The 24,874-nt window shown below is 73.0% G+C and carries 21 protein-coding genes; 15 read left to right on the top strand and 6 right to left on the bottom strand.

Going from position 1 to position 24,874, the window contains the following annotated elements; translation table 11 throughout:
- Window positions 1–6: 6 nt before the first annotated feature.
- A complete protein-coding gene (locus ACK8N7_RS11585) occupies window positions 7–984 on the top strand; it encodes an ABC transporter ATP-binding protein (protein WP_403209412.1) in 978 nt (325 codons plus the stop codon).
- Window positions 974–2,209: an ABC transporter ATP-binding protein gene (locus ACK8N7_RS11580; RefSeq protein WP_500442149.1), complete on the top strand. Its 1,236-nt coding sequence runs from the start codon at window positions 974–976 to the stop codon at window positions 2,207–2,209. Before ACK8N7_RS11585 ends, ACK8N7_RS11580 begins: the two co-directional genes overlap by 11 nt.
- Before the next feature lie 155 nt (window positions 2,210–2,364).
- Here ACK8N7_RS11580 and ACK8N7_RS11575 read toward each other — a convergent pair whose 3' ends face one another.
- The gene (locus ACK8N7_RS11575) at window positions 2,365–4,491 is read right to left on the bottom strand and encodes a S9 family peptidase (protein WP_500442147.1); all 2,127 of its coding nucleotides are present in this window, start codon (window positions 4,489–4,491) and stop codon (window positions 2,365–2,367) included.
- A 171-nt stretch (window positions 4,492–4,662) separates the two neighbouring features.
- Here ACK8N7_RS11575 and ACK8N7_RS11570 point away from each other — a divergent pair, with 171 nt between their 5' ends.
- The 7 genes from ACK8N7_RS11570 to ACK8N7_RS11540 all read left to right on the top strand — a co-directional run bounded on the left by ACK8N7_RS11570 (window position 4,663) and on the right by ACK8N7_RS11540 (window position 10,593).
- Window positions 4,663–4,857, top strand: a complete 195-nt coding sequence (locus ACK8N7_RS11570; protein WP_015611142.1) for a hypothetical protein — start codon at window positions 4,663–4,665, stop codon at window positions 4,855–4,857.
- Window positions 4,858–4,976: 119 nt separating this feature from the next.
- Window positions 4,977–5,972 (top strand): N-acetyl-1-D-myo-inositol-2-amino-2-deoxy-alpha-D-glucopyranoside deacetylase, encoded by a 996-nt coding sequence (gene mshB, locus ACK8N7_RS11565; RefSeq protein WP_500442145.1) that lies wholly within the window; start codon window positions 4,977–4,979, stop codon window positions 5,970–5,972.
- Entirely contained in the window at window positions 5,969–6,463 is a 495-nt protein-coding gene (locus ACK8N7_RS11560) for a DUF6113 family protein (RefSeq protein WP_500442143.1), read from the top strand. Before mshB ends, ACK8N7_RS11560 begins: the two co-directional genes overlap by 4 nt.
- 175 nt (window positions 6,464–6,638) lie before the next feature.
- Entirely contained in the window at window positions 6,639–8,843 is a 2,205-nt protein-coding gene (locus ACK8N7_RS11555; RefSeq protein WP_500442141.1) for a hypothetical protein, read from the top strand.
- 169 nt (window positions 8,844–9,012) lie between these two features.
- Window positions 9,013–9,351, top strand: coding sequence for a type II toxin-antitoxin system RelE/ParE family toxin (locus ACK8N7_RS11550; RefSeq protein WP_500442140.1), 339 nt, complete (start codon window positions 9,013–9,015; stop codon window positions 9,349–9,351).
- A 6-nt stretch (window positions 9,352–9,357) separates the two neighbouring features.
- Entirely contained in the window at window positions 9,358–9,696 is a 339-nt protein-coding gene (locus ACK8N7_RS11545) for an XRE family transcriptional regulator (protein WP_500442138.1), read from the top strand.
- 105 nt (window positions 9,697–9,801) lie between these two features.
- Window positions 9,802–10,593 (top strand): GNAT family N-acetyltransferase, encoded by a 792-nt coding sequence (locus tag ACK8N7_RS11540; RefSeq protein ID WP_500442136.1) that lies wholly within the window; start codon window positions 9,802–9,804, stop codon window positions 10,591–10,593.
- A 74-nt stretch (window positions 10,594–10,667) separates the two neighbouring features.
- Here the strand turns inward: ACK8N7_RS11540 and ACK8N7_RS11535 are convergent, their stop codons facing one another.
- Window positions 10,668–12,464: a pectate lyase-like domain-containing protein gene (locus tag ACK8N7_RS11535; RefSeq protein ID WP_500442134.1), complete on the bottom strand. Its 1,797-nt coding sequence runs from the start codon at window positions 12,462–12,464 to the stop codon at window positions 10,668–10,670.
- A 322-nt stretch (window positions 12,465–12,786) separates the two neighbouring features.
- Here ACK8N7_RS11535 and ACK8N7_RS11530 point away from each other — a divergent pair, with 322 nt between their 5' ends.
- On the top strand, window positions 12,787–13,311 hold the full coding sequence (locus ACK8N7_RS11530; RefSeq protein ID WP_403209432.1) for a DUF4265 domain-containing protein: 525 nt from the start codon (window positions 12,787–12,789) through the stop codon (window positions 13,309–13,311).
- Between the two features lie 114 nt (window positions 13,312–13,425).
- On the opposite strand, the gene ACK8N7_RS11525 is transcribed toward ACK8N7_RS11530, so the two are convergent.
- Complete coding sequence (locus ACK8N7_RS11525) at window positions 13,426–13,995, bottom strand: sugar O-acetyltransferase (protein ID WP_403210066.1); 570 nt, start codon at window positions 13,993–13,995, stop codon at window positions 13,426–13,428.
- Window positions 13,996–14,078: 83 nt separating this feature from the next.
- A complete protein-coding gene (locus ACK8N7_RS11520) occupies window positions 14,079–15,314 on the bottom strand; it encodes an MFS transporter (protein WP_500442132.1) in 1,236 nt (411 codons plus the stop codon).
- Window positions 15,315–15,399: 85 nt separating this feature from the next.
- Between ACK8N7_RS11520 and ACK8N7_RS11515 the strand changes: the two genes are divergently transcribed.
- The 5 genes from ACK8N7_RS11515 to ACK8N7_RS11495 all read left to right on the top strand — a co-directional run bounded on the left by ACK8N7_RS11515 (window position 15,400) and on the right by ACK8N7_RS11495 (window position 23,123).
- Window positions 15,400–16,377, top strand: a complete 978-nt coding sequence (locus tag ACK8N7_RS11515) for an ArsR/SmtB family transcription factor (protein WP_500442130.1) — start codon at window positions 15,400–15,402, stop codon at window positions 16,375–16,377.
- A gap of 165 nt (window positions 16,378–16,542) precedes the next feature.
- Window positions 16,543–19,176 (top strand): class III lanthionine synthetase LanKC, encoded by a 2,634-nt coding sequence (gene lanKC, locus ACK8N7_RS11510; protein ID WP_500442128.1) that lies wholly within the window; start codon window positions 16,543–16,545, stop codon window positions 19,174–19,176.
- A 69-nt stretch (window positions 19,177–19,245) separates the two neighbouring features.
- Window positions 19,246–19,377 carry a SapB/AmfS family lanthipeptide gene (locus ACK8N7_RS11505; protein WP_031123116.1) on the top strand — a complete coding sequence of 44 codons (132 nt, stop codon included), beginning with the start codon at window positions 19,246–19,248 and terminating at the stop codon, window positions 19,375–19,377.
- 135 nt (window positions 19,378–19,512) lie between these two features.
- Entirely contained in the window at window positions 19,513–21,297 is a 1,785-nt protein-coding gene (locus tag ACK8N7_RS11500; RefSeq protein ID WP_403209440.1) for an ABC transporter ATP-binding protein, read from the top strand.
- Window positions 21,294–23,123: an ATP-binding cassette domain-containing protein gene (locus tag ACK8N7_RS11495; protein WP_500442126.1), complete on the top strand. Its 1,830-nt coding sequence runs from the start codon at window positions 21,294–21,296 to the stop codon at window positions 23,121–23,123. The genes ACK8N7_RS11500 and ACK8N7_RS11495 overlap by 4 nt, the downstream gene beginning before the upstream one ends.
- Here ACK8N7_RS11495 and ACK8N7_RS11490 read toward each other — a convergent pair.
- Both ACK8N7_RS11490 and ACK8N7_RS11485 read right to left on the bottom strand, forming a co-directional pair.
- Window positions 23,092–23,697: a LuxR C-terminal-related transcriptional regulator gene (locus tag ACK8N7_RS11490; protein ID WP_403209444.1), complete on the bottom strand. Its 606-nt coding sequence runs from the start codon at window positions 23,695–23,697 to the stop codon at window positions 23,092–23,094. The two genes, ACK8N7_RS11495 and ACK8N7_RS11490, sit on opposite strands and share 32 nt — an antisense overlap.
- A 250-nt stretch (window positions 23,698–23,947) precedes the next feature.
- Window positions 23,948–24,829 (bottom strand): transglutaminase-like and tetratricopeptide repeat-containing protein, encoded by an 882-nt coding sequence (locus ACK8N7_RS11485; RefSeq protein WP_403209446.1) that lies wholly within the window; start codon window positions 24,827–24,829, stop codon window positions 23,948–23,950.
- Between the last annotated feature and the right edge of the window lie 45 nt (window positions 24,830–24,874).

Here is a 24,874-nt window from a genome sequence, read left to right as displayed (position 1 = left end):
GTTGCCATGTTGCTCGAAGTGCGCGATCTGCACGTGGAGTTCCACACCCGCGAGGGGGTGGCCAAGGCCGTCAACGGGGTCAACTACTCGGTGGCCGAGGGCGAGACGCTCGCCGTCCTCGGCGAGTCCGGCTCCGGCAAGTCCGTCACCGCGCAGGCGGTCATGGGCATCCTCGACATGCCGCCCGGGAAGATCACCGGCGGCGAGATCCTCTTCAAGGGCCAGGACCTGCTGAAGCTCAAGCCGGAGGAGCGGAGGAAGATCCGCGGCCAGGAGATGGCCATGATCTTCCAGGACGCGCTGTCGTCCCTGAACCCGGTCCTCACCGTCGGCCAGCAGCTCGGCGAGATGTTCGTCGTCCACCGCGGCATGTCCCGCAAGGACGCACGGGCCAGGTCGGTCGAGCTGATGGACCGGGTCCGCATCCCCGCCGCCAAGGAGCGGGTCGGCAACTACCCCCACCAGTTCTCCGGCGGTATGCGCCAGCGCATCATGATCGCCATGGCGATGGCCCTGGAACCGTCCCTGATCATCGCCGACGAGCCCACCACCGCCCTCGACGTCACCGTCCAGGCCCAGGTCATGGACCTGCTCGCCGAACTCCAGCGCGAGCTGAACATGGGGCTCATCCTGATCACCCACGACCTCGGCGTCGTCGCGGACGTGGCCGACAAGATCGCGGTGATGTACGCGGGCCGGATCGTGGAGACCGCCCCCGTCCACGAGATCTACAAGGCGCCCGCCCACCCGTACACCAGGGGCCTCCTCCAGTCGATCCCGCGCCTGGACCAGAAGGGGCAGGAGCTCTACGCGATCAAGGGCCTGCCGCCCAACCTGCTGCACATCCCGCCCGGCTGCGCGTTCAACCCCCGCTGCCCGATGGCGCAGGACGTGTGCCGCACCGATGTGCCGCCGCTCTACGAGGTGGACGAGCAGCGCCGGAGCGCCTGCCACTTCTGGAAGGAGACGCTCGATGCACGCTGACCGCGAGGGGACCGAAGGGGGCGCTGCGGGTTCCACCCTGCTGTCCAAGGCGCGGGAAGGCGGCAGGCCGTACGCCGAGGGCGAGCCGATCCTGGAGGTCCGCGACCTCGCCAAGCACTACCCGCTGACCCAGGGCATCCTCTTCAAGCGGCAGATCGGCGCGGTCCGGGCGGTCGACGGCGTCGACTTCGACCTCCACGCGGGCGAGACGCTCGGCATCGTGGGGGAGTCCGGCTGCGGCAAGTCGACCGTCGCGCGGATGCTCGTCCACCTGGAGCGGCCCACCGCCGGCGCCATCCGCTACAAGGGCGAGGACATCTCCAAGCTCTCCGGCCGGGCGCTGAAGGCGGTGCGGCGCAACATCCAGATGGTGTTCCAGGACCCGTACACCTCGCTCAACCCGCGGATGACGGTCGGCGACATCATCGGGGAGCCGTACGAGATCCACCCCGAGGTCGCCCCCAAGGGCAGCCGCCGGCAGCGGGTGCAGGACCTGCTGGACGTCGTCGGGCTCAACCCGGAGTACATCAACCGCTATCCGCACCAGTTCTCCGGCGGTCAGCGCCAGCGCATCGGCATCGCCCGCGGCCTCGCCCTCAACCCGGAGATCATCGTCGCCGACGAACCGGTCTCCGCGCTCGACGTCTCCGTACAGGCCCAGGTCGTCAACCTGCTGGACCGGCTCCAGGCGGAGTTCAGCCTCAGCTTCGTCTTCATCGCGCACGACCTCTCCATCGTCCGGCACATCTCCGACCGGGTCGGCGTGATGTACCTCGGCCGGATCGTGGAGATCGGTTCCGACGCGGAGATCTACGACCACCCCACCCACCCGTACACACAGGCGCTGCTCTCCGCCGTCCCCGTGCCCGACCCGATGGCCCGCGAGCACCGGGAGCGGATCATCCTCCACGGCGATGTGCCCTCGCCCGCGAACATCCCCTCGGGCTGCCGGTTCCGCACCCGCTGCTGGAAGGCGCAGGAGCGCTGCGAGCTGGAGGTGCCGCTGCTGGCCGTCCCGGCGGAGTTCCGTCTGGTCGACACCCCGGCCCGGCACGACTCGGCGTGCCACTTCGCGGAGGAGAAGCGTGTGGTGCCGCTGGAGGGGGAGCTGGAGACCCCGGGGCGTACGCCGGGGCCGGACGTGGAGGCGCCGGGTACGACGACGCGTGGCCGGCCGGTGGAGGACGTGGGGGAGCCGGGGGAGCCGGACGGTGAAACACCGTGAGGTAACACCGTAAATCGGCATCGGATTCGTTAACAAGCAGGCAACTTCACCGTCGCCACACCGATATACGAACGTTCCATGCTGAACAGCGTACGGCCGTGCGGGTGCCGTGGACCGGCCGGAGCGTCGTCTTGTCGCTCCGGCCGGTTGCCTGTTCAGGCGCCGGACAGCCCCAGCGACCGCTTGAGGAAGTCCACCTGGAGCAGCAGCAGGTTCTCCGCGACCTGCTCCTGAGGCGTCATGTGCGTCACCCCGCTCAGCGGCAGCACCTCGTGCGGCCGCCCGGCCGCCAGCAGCGCCGAGGAGAGCCGCAGCGCGTGCGCGACCACCACGTTGTCGTCCGCGAGCCCGTGGACGATCATCATGGGCCGCGCCTGCTCGGCCGCGTGGGAGAGCCCGTCGTCGGTCATCAGGGCGTTGTACGCGTACACCTCGGGCTGCGCGGCCGGGTCGCCGAGATAGCGCTCGGTGTAGTGGGTGTCGTAGAGCCGCCAGTCCGTCACCGGGGCGCCCACCACCGCCGCGTGGAAGACGTCCGGGCGGCGCAGCACCGCGAGGCCGGAGAGGTAACCCCCGTACGACCAGCCCCGGATGGCGACCCGGTCCAGATCCAGCGGGAACCGCTCGGAGAGCGCGTGCAGGGCTTCGATCTGGTCATCCAGGGTGAGGACGAAATCGTCCCGTACGGCCTTCTCCCAGGCGGGCGAGCGGCCCGGCGCGCCGCGTCCGTCCGCCACGATCACCGCGAACCCCTGGTCCGCGAACCACTGCGAGGTGAGGTACGCGTTGTGGGCGGCGACGACCCGGCGGCCGTGCGGCCCGCCGTACGGATCCATCAGTACCGGAAGCGGACCGTCCGACTCCTGGTAGTCCGACGGAAGCAGCACGGCGCACGGAATCCGCCGTGCGCCCCCCTCGGTGAGAGTGACCCGTGCCGAGACCACCGGCTCCTGGGAGTGGTTCGCGATCCGGACCAGCCGCTTGCCGTCCCGGACGACCCAGGCGGCCGATCCCGGCTCGTCCGGGGTGGCCGAGACCAGCACGGTCAGATCGCCCGAGCGGACCGCGGAGTGCACACCCACCCCTTCGGAAATCCGCTCGATTCCCAGCTCGTTGACCCGGTACACATGGCTCTCGCCGGTCTCCGGAGCCGCCGCCTCCTCGCCCGCGACGGCGGAGACGAGAATGTCCGACTCCCCGATGTCCAGCACCGCCTGGATGTGCAACTGCGCCCCGGTCAACGGCCGGTCACCGACGGCCAGCACCCGCGCGCCGCCCTCGTCCGCGATCCGCACGAGCCGACCGTCCGGCGCCCACGCGGGCACCCCGCCGAACAGATCCAGCCACACCGGGTCCTCGTCCACATGGACGATCCGGGTCTCACCGGACGCCGGGTCCACCGCCAGATACCGCTGACTGCGCTGGTCACGGGCCTGCACGAGCAGCAGCGGGGCACCCGCGGAGGACCAGTGGACCTGGGCCAGGTACGGGAACGCCGCCCGGTCCCAGACCACCTCCGTACGGGCCTCCTCCAGGTCCATCACGAAGAGCCGCACCTCGGCGTTGGGCGTCCCCGCCGCCGGGTAGGCGACCTCGGCCGGCTTGCGGTCCGGGTGCGCGGGATCGGCGATCCACCACCGCTGTACGGGGCTGTCGTCGGCCCGCGCGACCAGGAGCCGGTCCGAATCGGGCGACCACCAGAAGCCCCGGAAGCGCTGCATCTCCTCGGCCGCTACGAACTCGGCCAGACCGTAGGTGACATGGGCGTCCTCGGGCTCCGCCAGCGCCCGGTCACCGTCGCCCTCGGCGCCCACGACCCGCAGCGCGCCCTTGGAGACGTACGCGATGCGGCGCCCGTCGGGGGAGGGCCGCGGGTCGATCACCGGGCCCGGCACCGGCAGCGCCCGCGCCGTACCGGCCCGCAGTTCGGCCACGTACACCTTTCCGGACAGGGCGAACACGGCCAGCTCGGCCGCCGTGTCCACCGCGTAGGACACAATTCCGGCCGACCCCTCCCGGGTCCGCTCGCGCCGCGCCCGCTCCTGCGGCGACAGCCGCTCCGCCGAACCCCCCAGCAGCGCCTCGGGATCGGCGACGAGACGCTCCTGTCCGGAGGCCGGGTCGAGCACCCACAGGCGGTTGGTCCGGTCGGTGCCCGAAGTGGAGCGCAGGAAGATCACTCGCGTCTCGTCCGGTGAGACGGTGAAGGCGCGCGGTGCGCCGAGAGTGAACCGCTGGGTCCGTGCGTGCTGGCGGGGAAAGGACAGCTTCGGTGAGGTCATGGCCTCGAACTTAGCCTCGCGCGGCGGTCCGTGCGCCCCTCGTGCTGCTGTGCCCCGATCAATGCGTTGGCACGGATAGTTATGATCCGTAGCGCTCGGTGGGTAAGAACCCATCGGCTCTGTGTATCCCCGTGTCCCCGTCCCGAACCGTACTCATGGAGGTGAACCGCCGTGGCGCTCTCGATTTCGGCGGTGGTGCTGCTGGCGATCATCGTCTTCCTGCTGATCCGGAAATCCGGACTGAAGGGCGGACACGCGGTGGTCTGCATGCTGCTGGGGTTCTACATCGCGAGTTCGTCGGTCGCGCCGACCATCTCGGACCTGACGTCCAACGTGGCGGGGATGATCGGAAGCATCAAGTTCTGACCGTGTGCAATCGCCTTCCGACCGCGTGTACCCGCTTTCCGGCCGGGTACGCCCGCGGTTGACGCCGTAGGCGGGGAGCGGGGGACACCGGGGGCCGCCGGGCTCGTAGGGTGGTCCCCATGAAGGACCTCCCCGCCCGCCGTCTGCTGCTGGTGCACGCGCACCCGGACGACGAGTCGATCAACAACGGCGCCACCATGGCCAGGTATGCGGCCGAGGGCGCCCACGTCACGCTGGTGACGTGCACGCTCGGCGAGGAGGGCGAGGTCATCCCGCCCGCCCTCGCCCGGCTCGCCGCCGACCGGGACGACGTCCTCGGCCCGCACCGCACCGGCGAACTCGCCGCGGCGATGAAGGAGCTCGGCGTCACCGACCACCGCTTCCTCGGCGGCGCGGGCCGGTTCCGGGACTCCGGGATGATGGGCACCGAACAGAACGAGCGCCCCGGCGCCTTCTGGGCCGCCCCGGTGGACGAGGCCGCCGCCCCCCTCGTGGAGGTGATCCGGGAGGTCCGCCCCCAGGTCCTGGTCACCTACGACCCCGACGGCGGCTACGGCCACCCCGACCACATCCAGGCCCACCGGGTCGCGATGCGCGCCGCCGACCTGGCCGCCGACCCGGCGTACGGCACCGGCGCCCCGCACGCCATCGCCAAGGTCTACTGGAACCGGGTGGAGCGGGCCGTGGCCGAGGCCGCCTTCGACCGCCTCCGCACGACGGCCCCCGACGCCTTCCCGGGCATCGCGGCGGTGGACGACGTCCCCGGCGTGGTCGACGGCGACGAGATCACCGCGGAGATCGACGGATCGGCGTACGCCGGGGCGAAGGCGGCGGCGATGCGCGCCCATGCGACCCAGATCGCGCTGGACGGGCCCTTCTTCGCCCTCTCCAACGACTTGGGCCAGCCGCTGCTGACGACGGAGTACTACCAGCTGGTGCGCGGCGTCGCGGGGGCCGGCGGGGGAGCGCGGGAGGACGACCTGTTCGCGGGTCTCCCGGAGGCTGAGGGTCTCCAAGAGGCTGTACGGGGTGTGGCTTCCGGTTCCGCTTCGGGCACCGGGCCGGGTTCCGTTTCCGGAGCCCGCCCGGGTTCCGCATGGGGGGAGGGCGCATGAGCGGGAACCCCGGCAAGGGCCGCGACCGCGCCCGCGCACCGCGCTCCGACGCACCGCGCAGCAGCGCACCACGATCCAACGCGCCGCCCAGGGTGCCCGAAGGCACCGGCTTCACCGCCCGCCCGAACCCGGCCCGGATCGCGGGCTACTTCGGGCTCGCGGTGCTCGGGGCCCTCGTCGCGCTCGCCGGGACACTTGTCCAAGCGGCCTGGTTCCCGGGCGGGTTGATCATCGCCCTGGCGGGCTCGGCGGGCCTCTTCTACGGCGGCCGCATCCTGGCCGGGACCCAGATCGGCGCGCTCGCCCCGGCGGTCGGCTGGTTCGTCACGGTGTTCGTCCTGTTGTCCGGCCGGCCGGAAGGCGACTACGTCTTCGGCGACGAACTCGGCCTGGTGCTCTTCATGCTCGGCGGGACAGCCGTCGCTGTGATGTGCGCCACCACCTCCAAAGTGCCGCAATCAGCCACCCGTAGTGGCCGGTCCGGTATCTGAAGTGCTAAGTCCGTGCCCGGAATGCCCCCCACAGGTGTGATGCCGAGGTGGAGGTTTCCCCCGGTCGCGGAGTGTCCGACGGCGGCGGCCAGTATGGTGGTGCGCGCGCCGAGCCGTCCCCTGGCCTGCGGCATGGGGGAAGTACGGGCGGCGGAGCCAATCGGGAGAACCTGCTTTGAGTCGTGAAACTGACAGTTCGTCCTCCGGGCCTCAGGGGCGCGGTGGAGCCGCGTACCCATCGGGTACGCCGCCGTACGGATCCCGCCAGTATCCGTCGCCGGCCGGCTCGGACGAGACCCCGGAATCCGTCGATCCGCCCCGGCCCGAAGAGCCGAAGACCGAGACGACGCTGACGACGCGTATCCGGATCAACATCCCCGGGTCGCGTCCCATCCCGCCGGTCGTGATGCGTACGCCGATGGCCGAGAGCGACATCGCCGCCGGGCGCCCCGACGCGGAGCGCACCGGCAGCACGCCGCGCCCCGGCACGCCACCGCCCGCGCCCTCGGGCCTGGCAGGCGGCGCGCCGGGCGGAACCGGCACGTCCGGCGGACCGGCCTCTTCCCCCTCGCAGGCCCGGGACGGCGGCGGGTTCGCCGACCCGTCCCCGGCCGACGAACCGTCCAGGGCGAAGAGCGGCAGCGACTGGTTCGCCCCGCGCAAGAACGCGGCACCCGCACCGGGTTCCGGTACGGGCGGTGCGCCCGGTTCCGGTGGTGCGCCTGGTACGGGTTCCGGTGGCCCGGGTCCGCTCGGCGCGGGCGCTCCTGGCGCGGGCCCCGGCCCCGGCACGTCGGGCCCGCACGGTGCGCCCGACGACGCCGGCCGGCCCCGCCCCGACCTGCCGTACTTCTCGGACGCCGCTCCGGGGCCCGGCGCCCCCGGCTCCGGCAGCGCCCTGGACGCCTACAGCACGGAGCCCCCCGGCGCGGGCCCGCGCTCCACCCCCGACCCCGGGGTCCGCACGCCCGGCCCGGCCGGCCCCACCACGGGCCCGGCCACCGGCACCTCGTCGCTGACCCCCAACCTCGACGGCGTCCCGGGCCTCGGCGGCCCCGGCCCGATGGTCCCGGGCACCGGCGGCGTACCGCCCCGGCTCTCCGACGACACCGCGATCCTGACGCCGCAGTCCCCGGGGCCCGAGTCCGGCCACGTCTCGGGCTCCACGCTGACCTCCGGCATCCCCGTGGTGCCCAGCGAGCCCCGCTCGACGTTCCCGGGCAGGCCGGACGTGACCGGCGGCCCCGGGGGCTTCAGCGGCCCCGGCGGCCCCGGCGGCCCTGGCGGCCCCGGTGGCCCCGGTGGCCCCGGCGGCCCCGGTGGCCCCGGTGGCCCCTTCCCGGGCGGCCCCGGCGCCACGGGCGTGCCCGCGCCCGGCACCGAAGCCGCCCGCCCGGCACCGAAGCCCGCTCCGGCCCCCGCTCCCGCGAAGAAGGGCCGCTCCAAGCTGGCCCTCCTCGGCGTGGCCGCGATCGTGCTGCTCGGCATCGCCTACGGCGCCGGACTCCTGCTGAACCACTCCGAGGTCCCCAAGGGCACCACGGTGCTCGGCGTCGACATCGGCGGAGGCACGAAGGAGGAGGCGGTCGTCAAGCTGGACGCCGCCCTCGGCGAGCGCTCCCAGGCGCCGCTGACGCTCTCCGTGGACGGCAAGGAGCAGAAGCTGGACCCGGAAAAGGCCGGTCTCACCCTGGACAGCCAGGAGACCGTGCGCGGTGCCGCGGGCAGCGACTACAACCCGGTCTCGGTGATCGGCTCGCTCTTCGGCGGGGCGCGCACCGCCGACCCGGTGATCCCGGTCGACGAGGAGAAGCTCGGCGTCGCACTGACCGACCTGGCGGGCGTCGCCGGCTCGGCCCAGGACGGCACGATCCGCTTCGAGCCGAACAAGGCGATCGCGGTGCCGGGCAAGCCCGGCAAGACCCTGGACGTCGGCCAGTCGCTGATCTCCGTCCGCGACGCCTACCGCGCCCAGGTCCAGACCGGACAGGCTCGGGTGGTCGAACTGCCCGTCGCCACCAGGGAGCCCACCATCACCCAGGCCGAACTGACCCGGGCGATGAAGGAGTTCGCCGAGCCCGCGATGTCCGACCTGATCACCATCAAGGCGGGCCCGAAGCAGATCCAGTTCGGCCCGGCGCGGTCGCTCCCGCAGATCCTGTCCATGAAGGCCGTCGACGGCCGGCTGGTCGACGTCTACGACAAGAAGGCGATCGACACCCTCCTGGACGGCGTCTTCGACGGCGTCATGGCGGTCAAGGCCGACGGCAAGGAACACCAGGTCGGCCCGGACGACGTGGCGCAGGCCATGAAGACGGCCCTGGCCGGGAAGACCCCGGCGGAACGCACGGTCACCATCGACCTGACCGGCGAGGGCTGAGCCGCCCGCCCGCCCGCCTCGCAGCCCCCACCCGGACCCCCCGGGCGGGGGCTGCGCCCGTTTCCGACGCCTCTTCCCCCGGCCGCTCGGAAATACTACAGCTGAGTGATATCATGCAGGGATGATGTTCTGGATGGCCGGAGAGTGAACACAGTTCAAGATCATCGCTGTGGAGCCGGCGGGGAGTTGGTCACATGACCTGCGTCAGCATGACCGGGACACGCTCGTCCAGGTCACAGCCGCCATCAATCTCCTCCAGGTCGAAGGGCCTGCCCTCGGCCGGCCGCTCGTCGATCGCATCACGGGATCGACTCTCTCGAACCTCAAGGAACTGCGGCCCGGTTCATCGGGCTCCGGCGAGGTGCGGATTCTGTTCGTGTTCGACCCTGCGCGCAACGCGGTAATCCTGGTGGGCGGCGACAAATCCGGCAGTTGGTCCGGGTGGTACCGGACGGCGATCAAGGCGGCGGAAGACGCCTACGAGGCGTACAGGGACGAGAGGGAATGAGGAGCCATGGGTGCTGGGCCAAAGGCGGCCGACGCCGTCGACTGGGACGATCTCAAGGGTGAATTCGACTTCTCCGCCGATGAGACCGCTGAGGTCGAGCGGCGCACCGCCCTGCTGCTGTCCGAGGTGAGGGCGCACCGGCTCGCCGAGGTACGCAAACGCCAGCAGATGACGCAAGCGGCAGTGGCAAAGGTTCTCGGTGTCACTCAAGGGCGCGTGTCGGCCATAGAGAAGGGCGCGATCAACCGCTCCGAGGTCGAGACGCTGGCCGCGTACGTCGCCGCTCTGGGGGGACAGTTGAAACTTGTGGCCGACTTCGGAGACGAAACCCTCGTCCTGGGGTGACCTGACTCGTCCCGTGGGTCTGCCCCGCCGAGCGGCGCCCCGCCCCCGCCGGGCCGATGATGGAAGTCAGGACGGGGAACGTCGAAGGCTGGGCAGGGCCGGATCATGGCCGTGTGGCATGTGCGGGACCTCGTGTCCGAGGATCTTGAAGGCGTCGTGCGCCTCGACGGGGAGAGTCGTACCAGCGGGGAGCCCGCCGTCTTCCGGCTCTCCGAAGTGGTCGCCGCGCTCCAGGGGGCGAATCACGGCGTCGTCGCCGTGGCCGACGGGCATCTCGTGGGGGCCGCCGTGGGGCGGGTGGACGGGGACCGGGCCTGGGTGCTGCGGGTGGCCCCGCATCCGGCCTGGCGCAATCTCGGGCTCGGCACCGCGCTGCTCTCCGCGCTGGAGCAGCGGATGCGGGCGGCGGGGGCGGTGCTGGTCGCGGCGGTGCTGCCGGAGGACGAGACGGGGGCCGCCGCGCTCGTGAACTCCGGGTTCCGCGGGCACCGCGGGCTGACCTACTACGAGAAGGTCCAGTCCGTGACCGCCGAGGGGTCCGCCGTACTCGCCTCGCTCGGCGCGACCGTGCCGCCGGCCGGGCTCTGGGAGCGGCTCGCCGGGATGGCGGAGGCGAAACAGCTCGTGGAGCGGCGGCTCGTCCTGCCGCTGGCCAATCCCGAGGCCGCCGACGAGCACGGTGTCGAACCGCCGCGGGCCGTCGTCCTGTTCGGCCCGCCGGGCACCGGCAAGAGCACCTTCGCCCAGGCCGTCTTCGAGCGCACCCTGGACACCGGAACCCGCGCGTACCCCACCACCGAGGACTTCCTGCGCACCATCAGCCGCACCCGTCCCACCGTCACCACCGAGATGGCGCTGGAGTTCGCCGATCACACCATCCGGTACGGGAGGACCTGAGGGCCCCCGCACGACAGCGGAGCGGGGCCCGGCGCTCAACAGCAGCCGGACCCCGCTCCCGTACAAGTCCCGTATTACGGGAAGTTGACCACCTGGGACGGGATCGTGTCCGGGCCCGAGGTGGGGGATCCCACGTCGTTGATCACGTGCTCGTACTGGCCGTTGCCGCCCAGGGAGACCACGATCAGGCTGTGGAACTTCACGCCGGGCTTCACCGGTGCCTTGAAGCCGTGTTCCTGGATGATCGTCGGGTCGACGTTGTAGTAGCAGTAGCTGCCCATGCCCCAGCCCTCGTGCTGCTCGACCGAATCGTCGACCCGGTAGGCCGCGTAGCCCTTGGTGTCGCCGTTCTGGATCGCCGCCTGGTTGGGTGCGTCGTACGCCTTCTCGTTCTGGAAGAAGATCGTCCGGCCGCGCTCGCCGTACCACTCCACGTCGTACTTGTTGAAGTGCTCCACGAACAGCCCGGTCGCCAGGACGTCGTCGCCGTTGACGCGGACGCCGTAGTCGGCCCGGTTGGTCTCCCAGCCCCAGCCCTCACCGTGGTCGGCGCGCCACACCCAGGTGTGGTCGATGATCGTGTCGTCGCTGTTCACCACGATGCTGGTGGTCGCCTTGCCGGGGCCCGCGCCACCGATCCGGACGAACACGTCCTGCAGGGAGGTGGGGTTGGCCGAGTGGTCCGCCGAGGCGTTCTCGGGGCCGACCTCGATCAGCGTCTCGGAGTTCACCGGACCCGCGTCGACCAGGAGGCCGGCGAGCTTGACGCCGTCCACGTCACCGACCTTGATCGCGGTCACCCCGTTGTCCGGGATGATCGTCGCGAGGCCGATGCCGAGGGCCACCGTGTCGGGGCGGTCGATGTTGATCGTCTCGTCGATGTGGTAGACGCCGGGCGTGAAGAGGAGGTGCAGACCCTGCTCGACGGCCGCGTTGATGGTGGCCGCGTCCGCCCCCTCCTTCACGACGTAGAACTGGTCCAGCGGGATCGACTCGCCCGCCGGTGTGCCGTTGGCCCAGGACGTGCCGCGGGCGTTCTCGCGCTTCTCCGGGACGAAGACCTTGTAGTCGGCACCGTCGAGGTAGAGGAACGGCTTCTCGCGCGAGACGGGGGTCGTGTCGAGCGTGGTGTACGGCGGCTCCGGGAAGCTGTTGGCCGGTGCGCCCTCGACGCCCGAGAACGTCATGTTCCAGACGCCGTTGCCCCAGCCGCCCACCGAGCTGTCGCGGGTGTACCACTGCTGCTGGGAGTACGGGCCGACCTGGCCGTCGATCTTGCTGTCCGCGATGTAGCCGCCGCTGGCCCAGCCGTATCCGTCGGGCGCGAGGTTGAGCCCGCCCTTGACGTGCATCCGGCGGAAGGGCGCGGCCTGGGAGACCGCCCAGCGGTTGGTGCCGCTCACCGGGTTGAGCGTCAGGTTCTCCGCCGAACGCCAGAAGTTCTGCGTGGCGTTCCCGTCGAACCAGCCCGCGTCGACGGTCACGTCACCGTTGAACGTGGTGTCGTTCGGGTTGAGCCCGAGGCCCGCGATCGAGGTGTAGAACCCGATCTGCGCGTTGATGTTGTCGTACGTGCCCGGCTTGAACATCAGCGCGTAGCGGTCGAGGCCGAACTGCGCGGACTCCTGCTTCTTGAAGATCTCGTCGACCTTGCCCTGGATGTCGGGCGTGGAGGGATCGAAGACATGGACGTTCGGTCCGAGGTCACCGCCGCCGGGGACGGCCTGGACCGGCTGGGACTCTTCGCCGAACGCTGTCTGGGCGGTGGGGACGGCCATGAGCAGCGATACGGCGAGCGCGGCGAATCCGAGGGCCTTGGACCGGCGGTGCCTGCGCGGTGCGGAGCGTGGTGCGGTGGGGGGAGCATGCATGAAGGTACGTCTCCTGGGTCGTGGTACGTGTGCACGACGGACGGGCGGGAGAGCGCCCGTGGGGAGAAGCGAGAGAGCGCTCTCTCGTTACGGTGATGTTTCCCCGATGGGCCTGTACGCGTCAAGAGTTGTGCGTGATGTGTCTCGTGGGAGGGGCCGGATCGCAACAACTGGCTTCAGCGGTGCGGCGATTGACCGATTTCGTGTCCAGTTGCGGGCGCCGGCCGGCTTCAGAGGCTGATGTCCCGACCGGGAGGCGTGGCGGTGTGCCGCTGCCGGGGCCGGACGAGCGGGCGTGCGGCGCAGGGGGGACCATGGGGCCATGAGCTCGCCCGCCGGTCCGCAGCGCCCGCCCCGTGACGAGCGCCCGCCCCGTGACGTCGGCCGGCAGATCAAGGTCTGGTTCCGCTTCGTGCCGCGTGAGGACTGGCTGCCGTACGACACCGAGGGGTTGTGGGCGACCCGGCTGAGCGCCGACACCGCCCGGGTCGACAACGTGCCCTTCCTCCAGGACGGCGTCGCCGAGGGCGAGACCGTACGGTTCACGACGGACGCGGACGGCGTGCACTGGTCCACCGGGCGGGTGGCCGATTCGGGGAACTGCACCGTCCGGGTGCTCTCCGTGCCGGACGGCCCCCTCGGGCGGGACGCCCACGCCGTGCACGAGCGGTTCGCGCCCTTCGGGCTGGGCGGCGAGGTCTTCAGCGCGGACTTTCCGCTGGTCGCCTTCACCGTGCCGGGCGGGGCGGACCTCCGGGGCATCAAGGCGCTGCTCGCCCGTGGCCGGGACGAGGGGTGGTGGCACTTCGAGGTCTCGTGCGCCACGGATGCGTGGCGGGCGGCGTGAGGCGTGGCGTCCGGGCGTAACGCGCGGGACCGATGGGGGCCGAGCGTGGACCGAGGGGGAGCAGGCCGGGCCCCGGTCGCTGATCCGGCCCGCTCCAAGAGCCTGCGGTTACGGTTACGGGGTCGCGGGCCCCGTCTCCGTCCCCGCCTCCCCGATCCTCCGGATCACCCGGGCCGGATTCCCCACCGCGACCACATTCGCCGGCAGGTCCTTCGTGACCACCGCCCCCGCGCCCACCACCGTGTTCTCCCCGATGCTCACCCCCGGGCAGACGATCACCCCGCCGCCCAGCCACACGTTGTCCCCGATCGTGATCGGCTGCGCGGCCTCCCACTTGGCGCGGCGAGGCTCCGGGTCGATGGGGTGGGTCGGGGTGAGGAGCTGGACGTTCGGGCCCATCTGGACGTCGGCGCCGATCGTGATGCGGGCGACGTCCAGGAACACCGCCCCGAAGTTGACGAACGTGCGCGGGCCCACGGTGATCCGGTGCCCGTAGTCCACCCGCAGCGGCGGGCGGATCTCGGTGCCCTCGCCCACCTCGCCCAGCAGCTCGGCCAGTGCCGTGCGGCGGGCCTCGGGGTCAGCGGCCGACGTGGCGTTGAAGGTCTCGTTCAGGAGCGCCGAGCGCAGGGCGTCCGCCGCGATCTCCGGGTCGTCGGCGAGGTAGAGCTCGCCCGCGAGCATGGCCTCCCGCTGACTGCTCCCCCTCTTCCCCGGGCCCGTCGTGGGGGCGTCCTGCGAGCGGGTGGCCGGGCTGTCCTGGCTGGTCACGAGGTCGTCGTCTCCTTCGATTCCGTCGAACGGGGTGATCCTTCCTCATGCAGTCTGCCTGCCGCTTCCCGCCCACGTCCCACCCGCAGCCCCGGCGCCAGGGCCACCGTCACCGCCAGCGAGAGCGCCGCGACCGCCGCCATCCCGGTCGCGGGTGAGGTCAGCTGGGCGACGGAGCCGGCGACGGCCGCGCCCACGCCCTGCATCGCGAGCATCCCCGAGGAGCTCAGCCCCAGGGCGTGACCGCTCAGCTCCTGCGGGGTCAGGGCCATCAGCCGTTCCTGGAGCAGCAGGCTCGCGCTGAAGCCGACGCTCGCCAGGACCACCGCCACCACCGCCACGGGCAGCCCGGGGTTCAGGGCGAACACCAGGTACGGGGCGGCCAGCAGCAGCCGCAGCGGACTGCCGAGCCGGGCGCGCCACCGCCCCGGCACGAACCGGCCGACCAGCGCGTCCCCGGTCAGCATCCCCAGGGCCCCGCAGGCGAAGAGGAGCCCGGCGTGCCCGGGCGCGTAGGCGATGTACAGGGACTCGCACCCCACCACCAGCCCGTTGGGCACCCACAGGGCGAGGTAGACGGAGCGGCGGGGCGCGGACGACCACAGCAGCGCGTTGGTCCGCCAGGTCTCCCCGACCGAGGCCCGGCCGGTGGAGCGGGGCGGCCGGGCGGTGAGGCCGAAGCGGGCGAGGGCGGCCGCGACGACGTACAGGGCCGCGCCGACCAGCAGGGTGCCGCGCGCCGAGAGAGCGGTCACCAGCACCCCGCCCACCGCGAAACCGACGATCTGCATGGTGCCCACCGACATGTTGAGCACGGAGCGGCCGAGCAGGAAGCCCCGCTGCGGAAGGATCTCGTTGAGCAACCCGTACCGCACACCGCCGCCCAGCGAGGACGCCACCCCGAGCCCCAGCAGGACCGCGAAGGCGGCCCACAGAGGCAGCCCCGGGACCGCCTGTACGCCGGTGCCGAGCGCGAACAGCAGGGCCAGGCCGGTCAGCGTGGCGCGCGGCGGCAGCCGGTCCGCCGCCGACAGCAGGGTGAGGGCCCCGGCGACCTGGGCCAGGGACGGGCCGAACATGGCCAGCGCCGACAGCAGCGGTGAGCCGGTCGACGCGTACACGAGGGTGCCGAGGGCGAGGCCGGTCGCGGTCTGCGCCGCCACCTGCACGGAGACGGTCGTGAAGAACGGGAGGAACTCCGGGGTGCGGAAGAGTTCGCGGTAGGTGCGCATCAGCGGAGTGTGCGAGGACGCTCCGCCGGCTCGTTACTCTTTCGCGGAGAGGCGAAACTTCCACGTACGGCATCCGGGGGCGGCCATGGGCTGGTGGCAGATCAGTGCGGACACACTCGCGGACAGCCGTTTCGTGGTCTCCCCGCTGGCGGAGACCCTGGCGAGCCTGAGCACCCTGGAACGGGCCGTCTCCGCGCATCCGCGCGAGCGCGCCTGGCTGGAGCGGTGGCTGCCCGCCTACCGGCGGCTCCGGTCCGACGACCCGCTCTCCGCCCGGATCATCCGCACCGCCCTCGCACCCCGCTGGAGCGCCGACTTCCTCACCCCCACCCCCGTCCCCCCGCCCGCCGGCCGGCCGGCCGCCACCTTCGTCCAGGAGCTGGAGCGGGTCCGGGCGACGCCGCCGGACCGGGCCCGCGCCGACCTCGCCGAGAGCCTGCGCGGACCGCTGCCCGCGGCGCTGGACCGGGACGACCTGGCGCGGCGGAGCGCCGACGTCCTGGAGTGGGTGTGGACGCACACGGTGGGGCCGGAGTGGCCCGCCCGGCGCCGGGTCCTGGAGGCCGATGTGATCGCCCGGGCCGCCCAGTTGAGCCGGGGCGGCTGGGCGGAGGCGATCGACGGGATGCGGCCGGGGATGCGGTGGCTGGGGGAGAGCCGGCTCCAGATCAACACGTACGACAACCCGCCGCGCGAACTGGGCGGCGCACAGCTGGTGTTCACCCCCGTCACCGCCGACGTGGGCTGGGTCTGCTGGGACATCCCGCACCGCTACGGCGTGGTGTACCCGTGCTCGGGCGCGCTCGCCGACACCGGGCGTGCCCCCGTACCGCAGGCGCTGGGAGCGCTGATCGGCCCGGCGCGGGCCGGGGTCCTGGTCCTCCTGGCCTCCCCGCTGAGCACCACCCAGCTGGTCGCGCTGACCGGGCAGGGGCTGGGATCGGTCGGCCGTCACCTGCGGGTCCTGCTCGACGCGGGGCTGGTACGCCGTCGCAGGGACGGCCGGTCCGTGCTCTATTTCCGGACGGCCGCCGGGGACGGGCTGTTGCGCGCGGCGGGCTGAACGCGCCCCGCGCGCGCCCCTGCCCGCAGCAGGCAAGTCACCGAAAGGCGGTGCGGTCCGCATGGATCGCGCGCATGTATGAGTCGTGACATCGGTGACTATTGGCAATGCTCATCGTTGTGACAATTTCTCTCTCGCCAGCAAAGACCGAGCGAGGGGAATGTCGTGAATCCGGAGTACGCCGCGTACTGCCAGGCGGACCGCCGCTTCTACGACGCACCCCACCGTTCCCTCCAGGACGGCGCCGAGGACGGTTCGTTCTACGCACCGGTCCGTGGCGCCGCACCCCAGGGGTGGACCCGCTCCCGGCGCGGTGACTGGCTCTCCTTCAGCCCCGACGGGCTCCGGCTGCCGGCCCAGGGCTGGAAGATCCACATATCGGCCGCCGCCGACAACGCCGCATCGGTGCTGGAGAGGGTCGCCGAGCACTGTCTGGCCCACCGGCTGCCCTTCAAGTGCGTACCGTCCCCCGGCCTGCTGAACCTGCGCAACGCCAAGTACGCGGACCGGGCGGGGAGCGGCAAGTTCATCACCGTCTACCCGCACACGGAGGACACGTTCCCCGAGGTGTGCACCGCGCTGATGAAGCTGCTGGAGGGCGAGCACGGCCCGTACATCCTCAGCGACCTGCGGTGCGGGAACGGTCCGGTGCACACACGGTACGGGGCGTTCGCCGCCCGCTTCTGTACGGGCCCCGACGGGCGGCCCGTGCCCGCCGTCGCCGACCCGCGGGGCCGCCTCGTCCCCGACGACCGGGGCCCGGCCTTCCGGATACCCGCCTGGGTGACCCCGCCGGACTTCCTGCAACCGCACCTCGAAGCCCGTGCCGCCGTCGGCCTCGGCGATGTGCCGTACACCGTCGAGAAGGCGCTCCACTTCTCCAACGGCGGCGGGGTCTACCTCGGCCGCGACACCCGCACCGGCGAGCAGGTCGTCCTCAAGGAGGCCCGCCCCTACGCCGGGCTCGCCGCCGACGGGGCCGACGCCGTCGCCCGGCTGGAGCGGGAACGGACCGCGCTGAAGCAGTTGGCCGGACTGGACTGCGTACCGGCCGTGCACGACGCGTTCGAGGTCGGCGGCCACCACTTCCTGGTCCTCCAGTACCTGCCGGGCGCCACCCTCAACACCGTCTTCGCCCGCCGCTTCCCGCTCGCCCGGCAGAACCCGTCCCCGGAGCTGCTCGCCGAACACGCGGCGTGGGCCGAGGAGTTGTACGGGAAGGTCGAGCGCGCCGTCGAGGCCGTGCACGCCCGGGGCGTGGTCATCAGCGACCTGCACATGAGCAACGTCATGGTCGACGAGGAGACCTCCCGGATCGCCCTGCTCGACTTCGAGGCCGCCTCCCAGGCCGGGGACCGGCGCCGCCAGATCGTCGCCAACCCGGCCTTCGTGGCCCCGCCCGACCGGCGCGGCACCGACATCGACCGGTACGCGCTGGCCTGTCTGCGCCTCGCCCTGTACCTGCCGCTCACCACGCTCTTCGGCATCGACCGCACGAAGGCCGCCGGTCTCGCCCGGGACATCGCGCGCATCTTCCCGGTCGCCGGGGAGAGCCTGCGCCCGGCCGTGGAGGAGATCCAGCGGGGTGCGGGTGAGCCCGCCCCGGGGACGCTCACGCCCGTTCCTCCTGCTTCACCGCCGCCCGCGCCCGGCGACTGGCCTGCCGCCCGCGACTCGATGGCCCGAGCCATCGCCGCCTCCTGTACGCCCGACCGCGACGATCGATGTTTCCCGGGCGACATAGCCCAGTTCGCCACGGCCACCGGCGGCCAGTCCTTCGCGTACGGCGCCGCCGGAGTGCTCTACGCCCTGCACGAGACGGGCGCCCCGCGATGCGAGCCGGCCGAGGAGTGGCTGCTGCGGCAGGCCAAGGACCCGGCCTCCGGCTCTCCGCTCGGGTTCTACGACGGGCTCACCGGCATCGCCTGGGCCCTGAACCGGATCGGCCGCACCGCTGAGGCCGCCGACCTCACCCGGATCGTCCTCGACCAGCCCCTGGAGGGGCTGACGGCGGACCTGCACAGCGGTTACGCCGGCATCGGCCTCGCCCTGGACGACCTGGCCCGCACCGCCTCCGCCGCCGAGAGCCCGGCGCTGGCCGCCGCGGCGGGCCGCTGCACCGCCCTCGCCGTCCGGGCCCTCGTGGACGGCCCGCCGTCGCCCCGGACCGGACTCCTCCACGGCGCGAGCGGGATCGCCCTGCTGCTGGTGCGCCGGTACGAGACCACCGGGGACACCGCCCTGCTCGACCTGGCGGCCGTCGCCCTGCGGCGCGACCTGGACCGGTGCCGGGCGGGCGACGACGGTGAACTCCTCGTCGTCGAGGGCAAGCGGCTGATGCCCTACCTCGGAGCGGGCAGCGCCGGAATCGCGGCCGTCATCGACGCCTACCTGGCCCACCGCCCCGACCCCGGGCTGGAGGCCGCGGGCCGCGCCCTGCTCCCGGCCGCGCTCTCCGCCTTCTACGTCCAGCCCGGACTGCTGCGCGGCTCGGCCGGACTCCTCCTGCACCTGGCGGCCACACCCCTGTGCGACGAGGAGACCCGGGACGGGGCCATCCGCCTCCATACCCGCCTGCTGTCCAGCCACGCACTCGCGTACGAAGGTGAACTGGCCTTCCCCGGCGAGCAGTTGATGCGGCTGTCGATGGACCTGGCCACCGGGACCGCCGGCTGCCTGCTCGCCCTGGGCAGCGCGCTGGGCCCGCCCACCACACTTCCTTTCCTCACCGCCGCTCAGCACGCGGCGCACCCCGGCCGCGCGAGCGGCCCCACGGACCGGCTCCTTCAGGGGTCGTAACAGCACAACCGCTCAACATCCAGCCGGAGCAACGGGTTCCGGTTACCGTCCCAGAAAGGAAACACCATCATGGCGCTTCTTGACCTTCAGGCGATGGAGACCCCGGCCGAGGAGTCCTTCGGTGAGCTCGCCACGGGCAGCCAGGTCTCGCTGCTGGTCTGTGAGTTCAGCTCGCTGAGCGTGGTCCTCTGCACCCCGTGACGCCTCGCCGCCCGCTCCGCCGGTGATCTCACCGGCGGACCGGGCGGCCCGTCCGCCGGTCCCGCGCGGTTCGTCCGCCCGGGACCGGCGGCGTCTGTCCGTACCGATCGACGCGGGTCCGGAAAGGAAGACCACGTGCGGCTGAAACCCCGCCCCGCGGCGGCGTCCGGCACCCGGCGGCTCGCCCGGCGCCACCCGGCCGCCCTCCTGGCCCTGTTCCTCTGCTCCACCGGCGGCGCGCTCGCCGCCCTCGCCCTGCCCGCAGCCCTCGGCCACACCGTCGACGGGCTCATCGACGGCGGGCCCGTACCCTGGTCGGGGCTGCTGCTCTGCGCCGCACTGACCCTCGCCGAGACCGGGTTCGACGCGGGCGCGGCCGTGCTCGGCACCAGCACCACCGCCCGGCTCACCGCCCATCTGCGCACCCGCACGACCGCCCGGGTCCTGGCGGCCGAACCCCGCAGCGCCCTCGCCGTACCGACCGGCGACCTCACCGCCCGGCTCACCGCCCGCACCGCCGACGCGGCCGCCGCACCGGTCACCGCCGCCGGGGCCGTCGCGGGTGTCCTGCTCCCCGTCGGCGCGGTCGCGGGCCTCTTCCTCATCGACCCCTGGACGGCGGCCGCCTTCCTCCTAGGCGCACCCCTGCTCGTCGCCCTGCTGCACACCTTCACCCGCCGCACCGCCGATGCCGGAGCCGACTACCAGCGTGCCCAGTCGGTCATCGCCCACCGCCTCACCGAGGCCCTCGACGGCGCCGACACCATCCGCGCCGCCCGCACCGGAGCCCGCGAGTACCACCGCATCCTCGAACCGCTCGGCGCCCTGGCGGACCACGGCCGGCGCACCTGGACCGTGTACGGGCGTGCCGCCGGCCAGAGCGCCCTGCTGCTGCCGCTCCTCATGCTGCTGGTCCTCGCTGTCGCCGGTCTCCGGCTCGGCGCGGGCGCGATCGGCGTCGGCGACCTGGTCGCCGCCTCCCGGTACGCGGGCCTCGCCGTCGGCATCGGCGCCCTCACCGGAGCGCTCGGCGCCCTGGCCCGCAGCCGCGCCGCCGCCCGCACCCTGGACCCGCTGCTCACCCTGGACCCGCTGCCGCACGAGGGGCTCGGCCCGGTCCCCGGCCGCCCCGGCCACCTCGAACTCCGCGACGTCGGCGTCGTACAGGACGGGCAGCCCCTGCTCACCGGCGTCCACCTGACCGTCCCCGGCGGCACGTCCCTGGCCGTCGTCGGCCGCTCCGGCTCCGGCAAGTCGGTGTTCGCGGCGGTCGCCGGACGGCTCCTCGACCCGGACACCGGAACCGTGCTCCTCGACGGCGTGCCGCTGACCGCCATGGACCCCTCCCTCCTCCGTCCCGAGGTCGCCTACGCCTTCGCCCGCCCCGCCCTGCCCGGCACCACGGTCGAGGACACCATCGCCTTCGGGCCGTGGACCGCCGGGCCCGAGGCGGTACGCGACGGGGCCCGGGCCGCCCGGGCCGACGGGTTCGTCGGGCTCCTCCCGTACGGCTACGCCACCCCGCTCACCGACGCCCCGCTCTCCGGCGGCGAACGCCAACGCCTCGGCCTGGCCCGCGCGTTCGCCCACCCCGGGCGGCTGCTGATCCTGGACGACGCCCTCTCGGGCCTCGACACCGTCACCGAGCACCACGTCAGGCGCGCACTCGACGAGCGGGCCGGGCACTCCACCCGCGTGATCGTGGCCCACCGGCTCTCCTCGGCCGCGCGGGCGGACCGGGTCCTCTGGCTGGAGGGCGGCCGCGTCCGGGCGACGGGCCCTCACGAGGAGCTCTGGGCGGACCCGGAGTACCGGGCGGTGTTCCGTACGGAGGTGGCCGGCGCACCCGACCCGCCGGACACCTCCGGGACGCCACCACGACCACGCGCCGAAGCGATGCGCGGAGCGGAGGCCCGGTGACGCCACCCCGACCGGCCAAGGCCGACAGCCGCCGCGACGGCGCCCTCACCCGGGTCACGCGGGACGCCCGCCCCTTCCTCCGGGCCCGCACCGGAACCGTCCTGCGGCTGGCCGGCTGGTCCCTGCTGGAGTTCGTCCAGACCTTCCTCGGCGGGTACGGCGTGGCCCGGGCACTCGACCACGGCTTCATCGCCGGACGCCCGCTCACCGGCCTCCTCTGGCTGGCGGTCGCCGCCGTGGCCGTGCTCCCCGCCCAGCTCGCCACCCGCGGGGTCTTCGGACACCTCGCCGACCTGGTGGAGCCGCTGCGCGACGGGCTCGTGCGGCGCGCGGTCTCCCGGGCGCTCGCAGACGCCCTCGCGCACCCCGCCGACACCACCGCCCGCTCCCTCTCCCAGGTCACCCATCAGAGTGAGATCGCCCGGGACGGCTGGGCCGGACTCGTCCTGACCCTCCGGTCGTTCGTCTTCACGGTGGCCGGGGCCGTGGCCGGGCTGCTGGCCCTGGAGCCGAGGCTCCTGCTGATCGTGCTGCCCCCGCTGATCCTGGGCGCCGCCCTGTTCCTGGCCACCCTGCTGCCGATGGCCGCCCGTCAGCGCGACTACCTCACCGCCGACGAGGCGTACGCCGCCCACGCGGGCCGGACCGCCGCCGATCTGCGGGACATCGCCGCCGCCGGGGCCGCCGACCGCACGGTGGCGGAGTCCCGGGCCCTGGCCGACGACCAGGTCCGCGCGGCCCGTTCGCTGGCCCGCTGGTCCGGCGTACGCGTGGTGGCGCTCGCGGTCTGCGGCCGGTTCCCGCCGCTCCTGCTGCTGCTCGGCGCCCCCTGGCTGCTGCGCAACGGCCTCACACCCGGCGCACTGGTGGGCGCGCTCACCTACCTCACCCAGGCGCTGGCCCCGGCCGTCCAGGCGCTGATGACCATGCTCTCCACCGTCGGCGGCCGCCTGCTGGTGGTCCTGGACCGGTTCACGGACGCGCCGCCACCGCCCGCCGCCGACGACCGGCTGCCCTCCGTGCCACCTGTACGAGGCAACGCGCCCGTGGCCGAACTCCGGGCGGTCACCTTCGCGTACGGACCGGCCGCGCACCCCGTCCTGGACCGGCTCTCCCTCACCGTCGCCCCCGGCGAGCACCTCGCGGTCGTCGGGCCGAGCGGGAGCGGCAAGTCGACGCTCGCCGCCGTCATCGCAGGGGTGGAGCGGCCCACGGCAGGCGCGGTGCGCTGGCACGGGCGGCCGGTGCGCCCGGCCGACGCCACCTCCGTACGCGTCCTGCTGCCCCAGCACGCCTACGTGTTCACCGGCTCACTGCGGGACAACCTCCGCTACCTCCGCCCCGCCGCGGGCGACCGTGACCTCGCCGCCATGATCGACGCGCTCGGCCTGGACCCCCTGCTCTCCCGGCTCGGCTCCCTCGACGCACCCCTGGACCCGGACCGGCTCTCCCAGGGTGAACGCCAGCTCGTCGCCCTCGGCCGGGCCTATGTGGCCGCCCCGCCGCTCATCGTGCTCGACGAGGCCACCAGCCGGCTCGACCCGGCCGCCGAGACCCGCGCCGAGCTCGCGTTCGCCGCCCTGCCGGGCGCCCTGGTGGTCGTCGCCCACCGGCTCAGCTCGGCCCGGCGGGCCGACCGGATCCTCGTGATGGACGGGTCCCGCACCTGCTGCGGCACCTCCGCGGAGCTGCTGCGCACCTCGGCCCTCTACCGGGACCTGGCCGGACTCTGGGAACCGGACGAAGAGCCCCGCGAGAGCGGCGGCCCGGACGGCCGGCCCCACGGGAACGGGCTCAAATCCAGCCCGCCTCCTTCGCTCTTCTGATGGCGTCCACCCGATTGCGCGCACCGGATTTCCGAATGGCGGCGGCCAGGTAATTGCGGACCGTCCCCGGGGTCAGGTGCAGCCGCTGCGCGATACCCGAGACGGTTTCCCCGCCCTCGGCGAGGGCGAGCACGCCCAATTCCCTGGGAGATAAGGGCATGTCGGCCACCTGCAACAGGCTGAAGGCAAGTGACTCGTCGATATGCCGCCCGCCGTCGGCCAGCTTGTGCATGACCTCGGAGAGATCGTTCACCGGGCGGTACTTGTCGATATAGCCGCGGGCGCCCGCCTCATAGGCCCGGCGCAGCCCCCGCGGCCGGTCGCTGCAGGTGAGCACGGCCAGTGGACAGCGCCTGCCGTGCGGTCCGGCCAGCGACCTCACCTCCTCCAGGACGTCCAGGGCATCCGGACAGTCGAGGTCGGTGAGGAGCACATCGGGCCCTGTTCCGGCGAGCGCCGAACGTATCGCGCCCCGGTCGGCGGTCCGTACCTCTATTCCCTGCCCCGCACCGAGCAGGGAGGCCAGCGAAGCGCGCCACAGGGGCACGGTGTGGACCAGCAGAACGGTTGTCATCAGGCTGCCCTCGGCATTTCTCTCCTGGCGCGCGCACTACAGGCGTATCGCAGAATGCGATGGCGTGTGCGCGTCGGGTGACGGGTCTCCAGTGGAGCGCATGAGCATTCGGGCACGCCGACGAATTGGCGGATTCCCGTGCCTGATGGGCGCGGATGGGGGCGTTCGGATGTACAGCGGGAGCGCATCGGGTGGCGGAACGGCTGAATGCGGCCGGATTCCCCTGTAGCGCAGCTGTGCGTGGGCCGTTTCAGTTCAGCAGGGCGCGGGCCGCCCGGGCCTTCCGGCGGACCGACTCGGCGGTCGTCGGCTCGATGGTGTCGAGCACCTCCGCGTACTCCTCCATCTCCGCAGCCCCGCGCTGGAACTCCCCGCGCTGGACCAGGAGCTGGGCCCGCTCGTAGCGCAGCCGCGCCGGGTGCGAGGGCAGGAGCAGCGAGAGCTCCACCGCCCAGAGGGCCACATCCGTGCGCTCGGGGCGGGCGGTGGCCCAGGCCCTGATGTTGTTGAGGATGCGCAGCACGATCTCCAGCGGCCGCGCGGGCGTCAGCATGGACGGCTCCAGCCGCGCCCCCGTCGCCCCGGCGACCAGGAGATCGGCGTCCTCGCCGGTCAACGGCGCGCCCCCGGCGAACGGATCGACGAGCACCGGCTGCGCGGGGTCACCGAAACCCACCACGAAGTGGCCGGGCAGCGCCACCCCGTACACCGGGGCGCCGGCCCGCCGGGCGACCTCGATCCAGACCACCGAGAGCAGGATCGGCAGCCCCCGGCGACGCCGCAGCACCTGCTGGAGGAGCGAGGACTCCAGCCGCTGGTAGTCGGCCGACGAGCCGCTGAACTCGAACCGCTCGCCCAGCAGTTCCGACAGCGCCGAGGCCCACGCGGCGGGGGAGCGGGAGCCGTACGGCAGCAGTCCGGCGAGCCGGTCCAGTTCGATCTGCGCCGCGTCGACCCCGTACGGGTCGGGGGAGACCTCGTCCGGCCGGACCGGGCGCGGTTCGTCGGGGCCGACCGGGCCCGCCTCCGCGCCCAGCAGCAGACAGAGCAGTGCCAGATCCGGCCGTTCGGACCGGGCCTCCTCGGCGAACTGCCGCCGGCGGTCGGCCGTACCGGAATCCTGCGCGCTCATATGCGACCCATGTCCCTGCTCGTCCCTGCTGCCGTGCCCTGCCCC

This window comes from Streptomyces griseobrunneus, from assembly GCF_046713465.1.
GTDB classification, from domain to species: domain Bacteria; phylum Actinomycetota; class Actinomycetes; order Streptomycetales; family Streptomycetaceae; genus Streptomyces; species Streptomyces microflavus.
This window is presented reverse-complemented; position numbering and strand designations above follow the sequence as displayed.

What these genes read in the sequence shown, in the direction of transcription:
- ACK8N7_RS11525 (WP_403210066.1), bottom strand. Translation starts at nt 13,995, where the DNA reads ATGCTCGCGGGCGAGCTCTACCTCGCCGACGACCCGGAGATCGCGGCG.
- ACK8N7_RS11505 (WP_031123116.1), top strand. Translation starts at nt 19,246, where the DNA reads ATGGCGCTTCTTGACCTTCAGGCGATGGAGACCCCGGCCGAGGAGTCC.
- ACK8N7_RS11530 (WP_403209432.1), top strand. Translation starts at nt 12,787, where the DNA reads ATGAGCTCGCCCGCCGGTCCGCAGCGCCCGCCCCGTGACGAGCGCCCG.
- mshB (WP_500442145.1), top strand. Translation starts at nt 4,977, where the DNA reads ATGAAGGACCTCCCCGCCCGCCGTCTGCTGCTGGTGCACGCGCACCCG.
- ACK8N7_RS11560 (WP_500442143.1), top strand. Translation starts at nt 5,969, where the DNA reads ATGAGCGGGAACCCCGGCAAGGGCCGCGACCGCGCCCGCGCACCGCGC.
- ACK8N7_RS11575 (WP_500442147.1), bottom strand. Translation starts at nt 4,491, where the DNA reads ATGACCTCACCGAAGCTGTCCTTTCCCCGCCAGCACGCACGGACCCAG.
- ACK8N7_RS11585 (WP_403209412.1), top strand. Translation starts at nt 7, where the DNA reads ATGTTGCTCGAAGTGCGCGATCTGCACGTGGAGTTCCACACCCGCGAG.
- ACK8N7_RS11515 (WP_500442130.1), top strand. Translation starts at nt 15,400, where the DNA reads ATGGGCTGGTGGCAGATCAGTGCGGACACACTCGCGGACAGCCGTTTC.
- ACK8N7_RS11485 (WP_403209446.1), bottom strand. Translation starts at nt 24,829, where the DNA reads ATGAGCGCGCAGGATTCCGGTACGGCCGACCGCCGGCGGCAGTTCGCC.
- ACK8N7_RS11520 (WP_500442132.1), bottom strand. Translation starts at nt 15,314, where the DNA reads ATGCGCACCTACCGCGAACTCTTCCGCACCCCGGAGTTCCTCCCGTTC.
- ACK8N7_RS11490 (WP_403209444.1), bottom strand. Translation starts at nt 23,697, where the DNA reads ATGACAACCGTTCTGCTGGTCCACACCGTGCCCCTGTGGCGCGCTTCG.
- ACK8N7_RS11540 (WP_500442136.1), top strand. Translation starts at nt 9,802, where the DNA reads ATGGCCGTGTGGCATGTGCGGGACCTCGTGTCCGAGGATCTTGAAGGC.
- ACK8N7_RS11580 (WP_500442149.1), top strand. Translation starts at nt 974, where the DNA reads ATGCACGCTGACCGCGAGGGGACCGAAGGGGGCGCTGCGGGTTCCACC.
- ACK8N7_RS11535 (WP_500442134.1), bottom strand. Translation starts at nt 12,464, where the DNA reads ATGCATGCTCCCCCCACCGCACCACGCTCCGCACCGCGCAGGCACCGC.
- ACK8N7_RS11545 (WP_500442138.1), top strand. Translation starts at nt 9,358, where the DNA reads ATGGGTGCTGGGCCAAAGGCGGCCGACGCCGTCGACTGGGACGATCTC.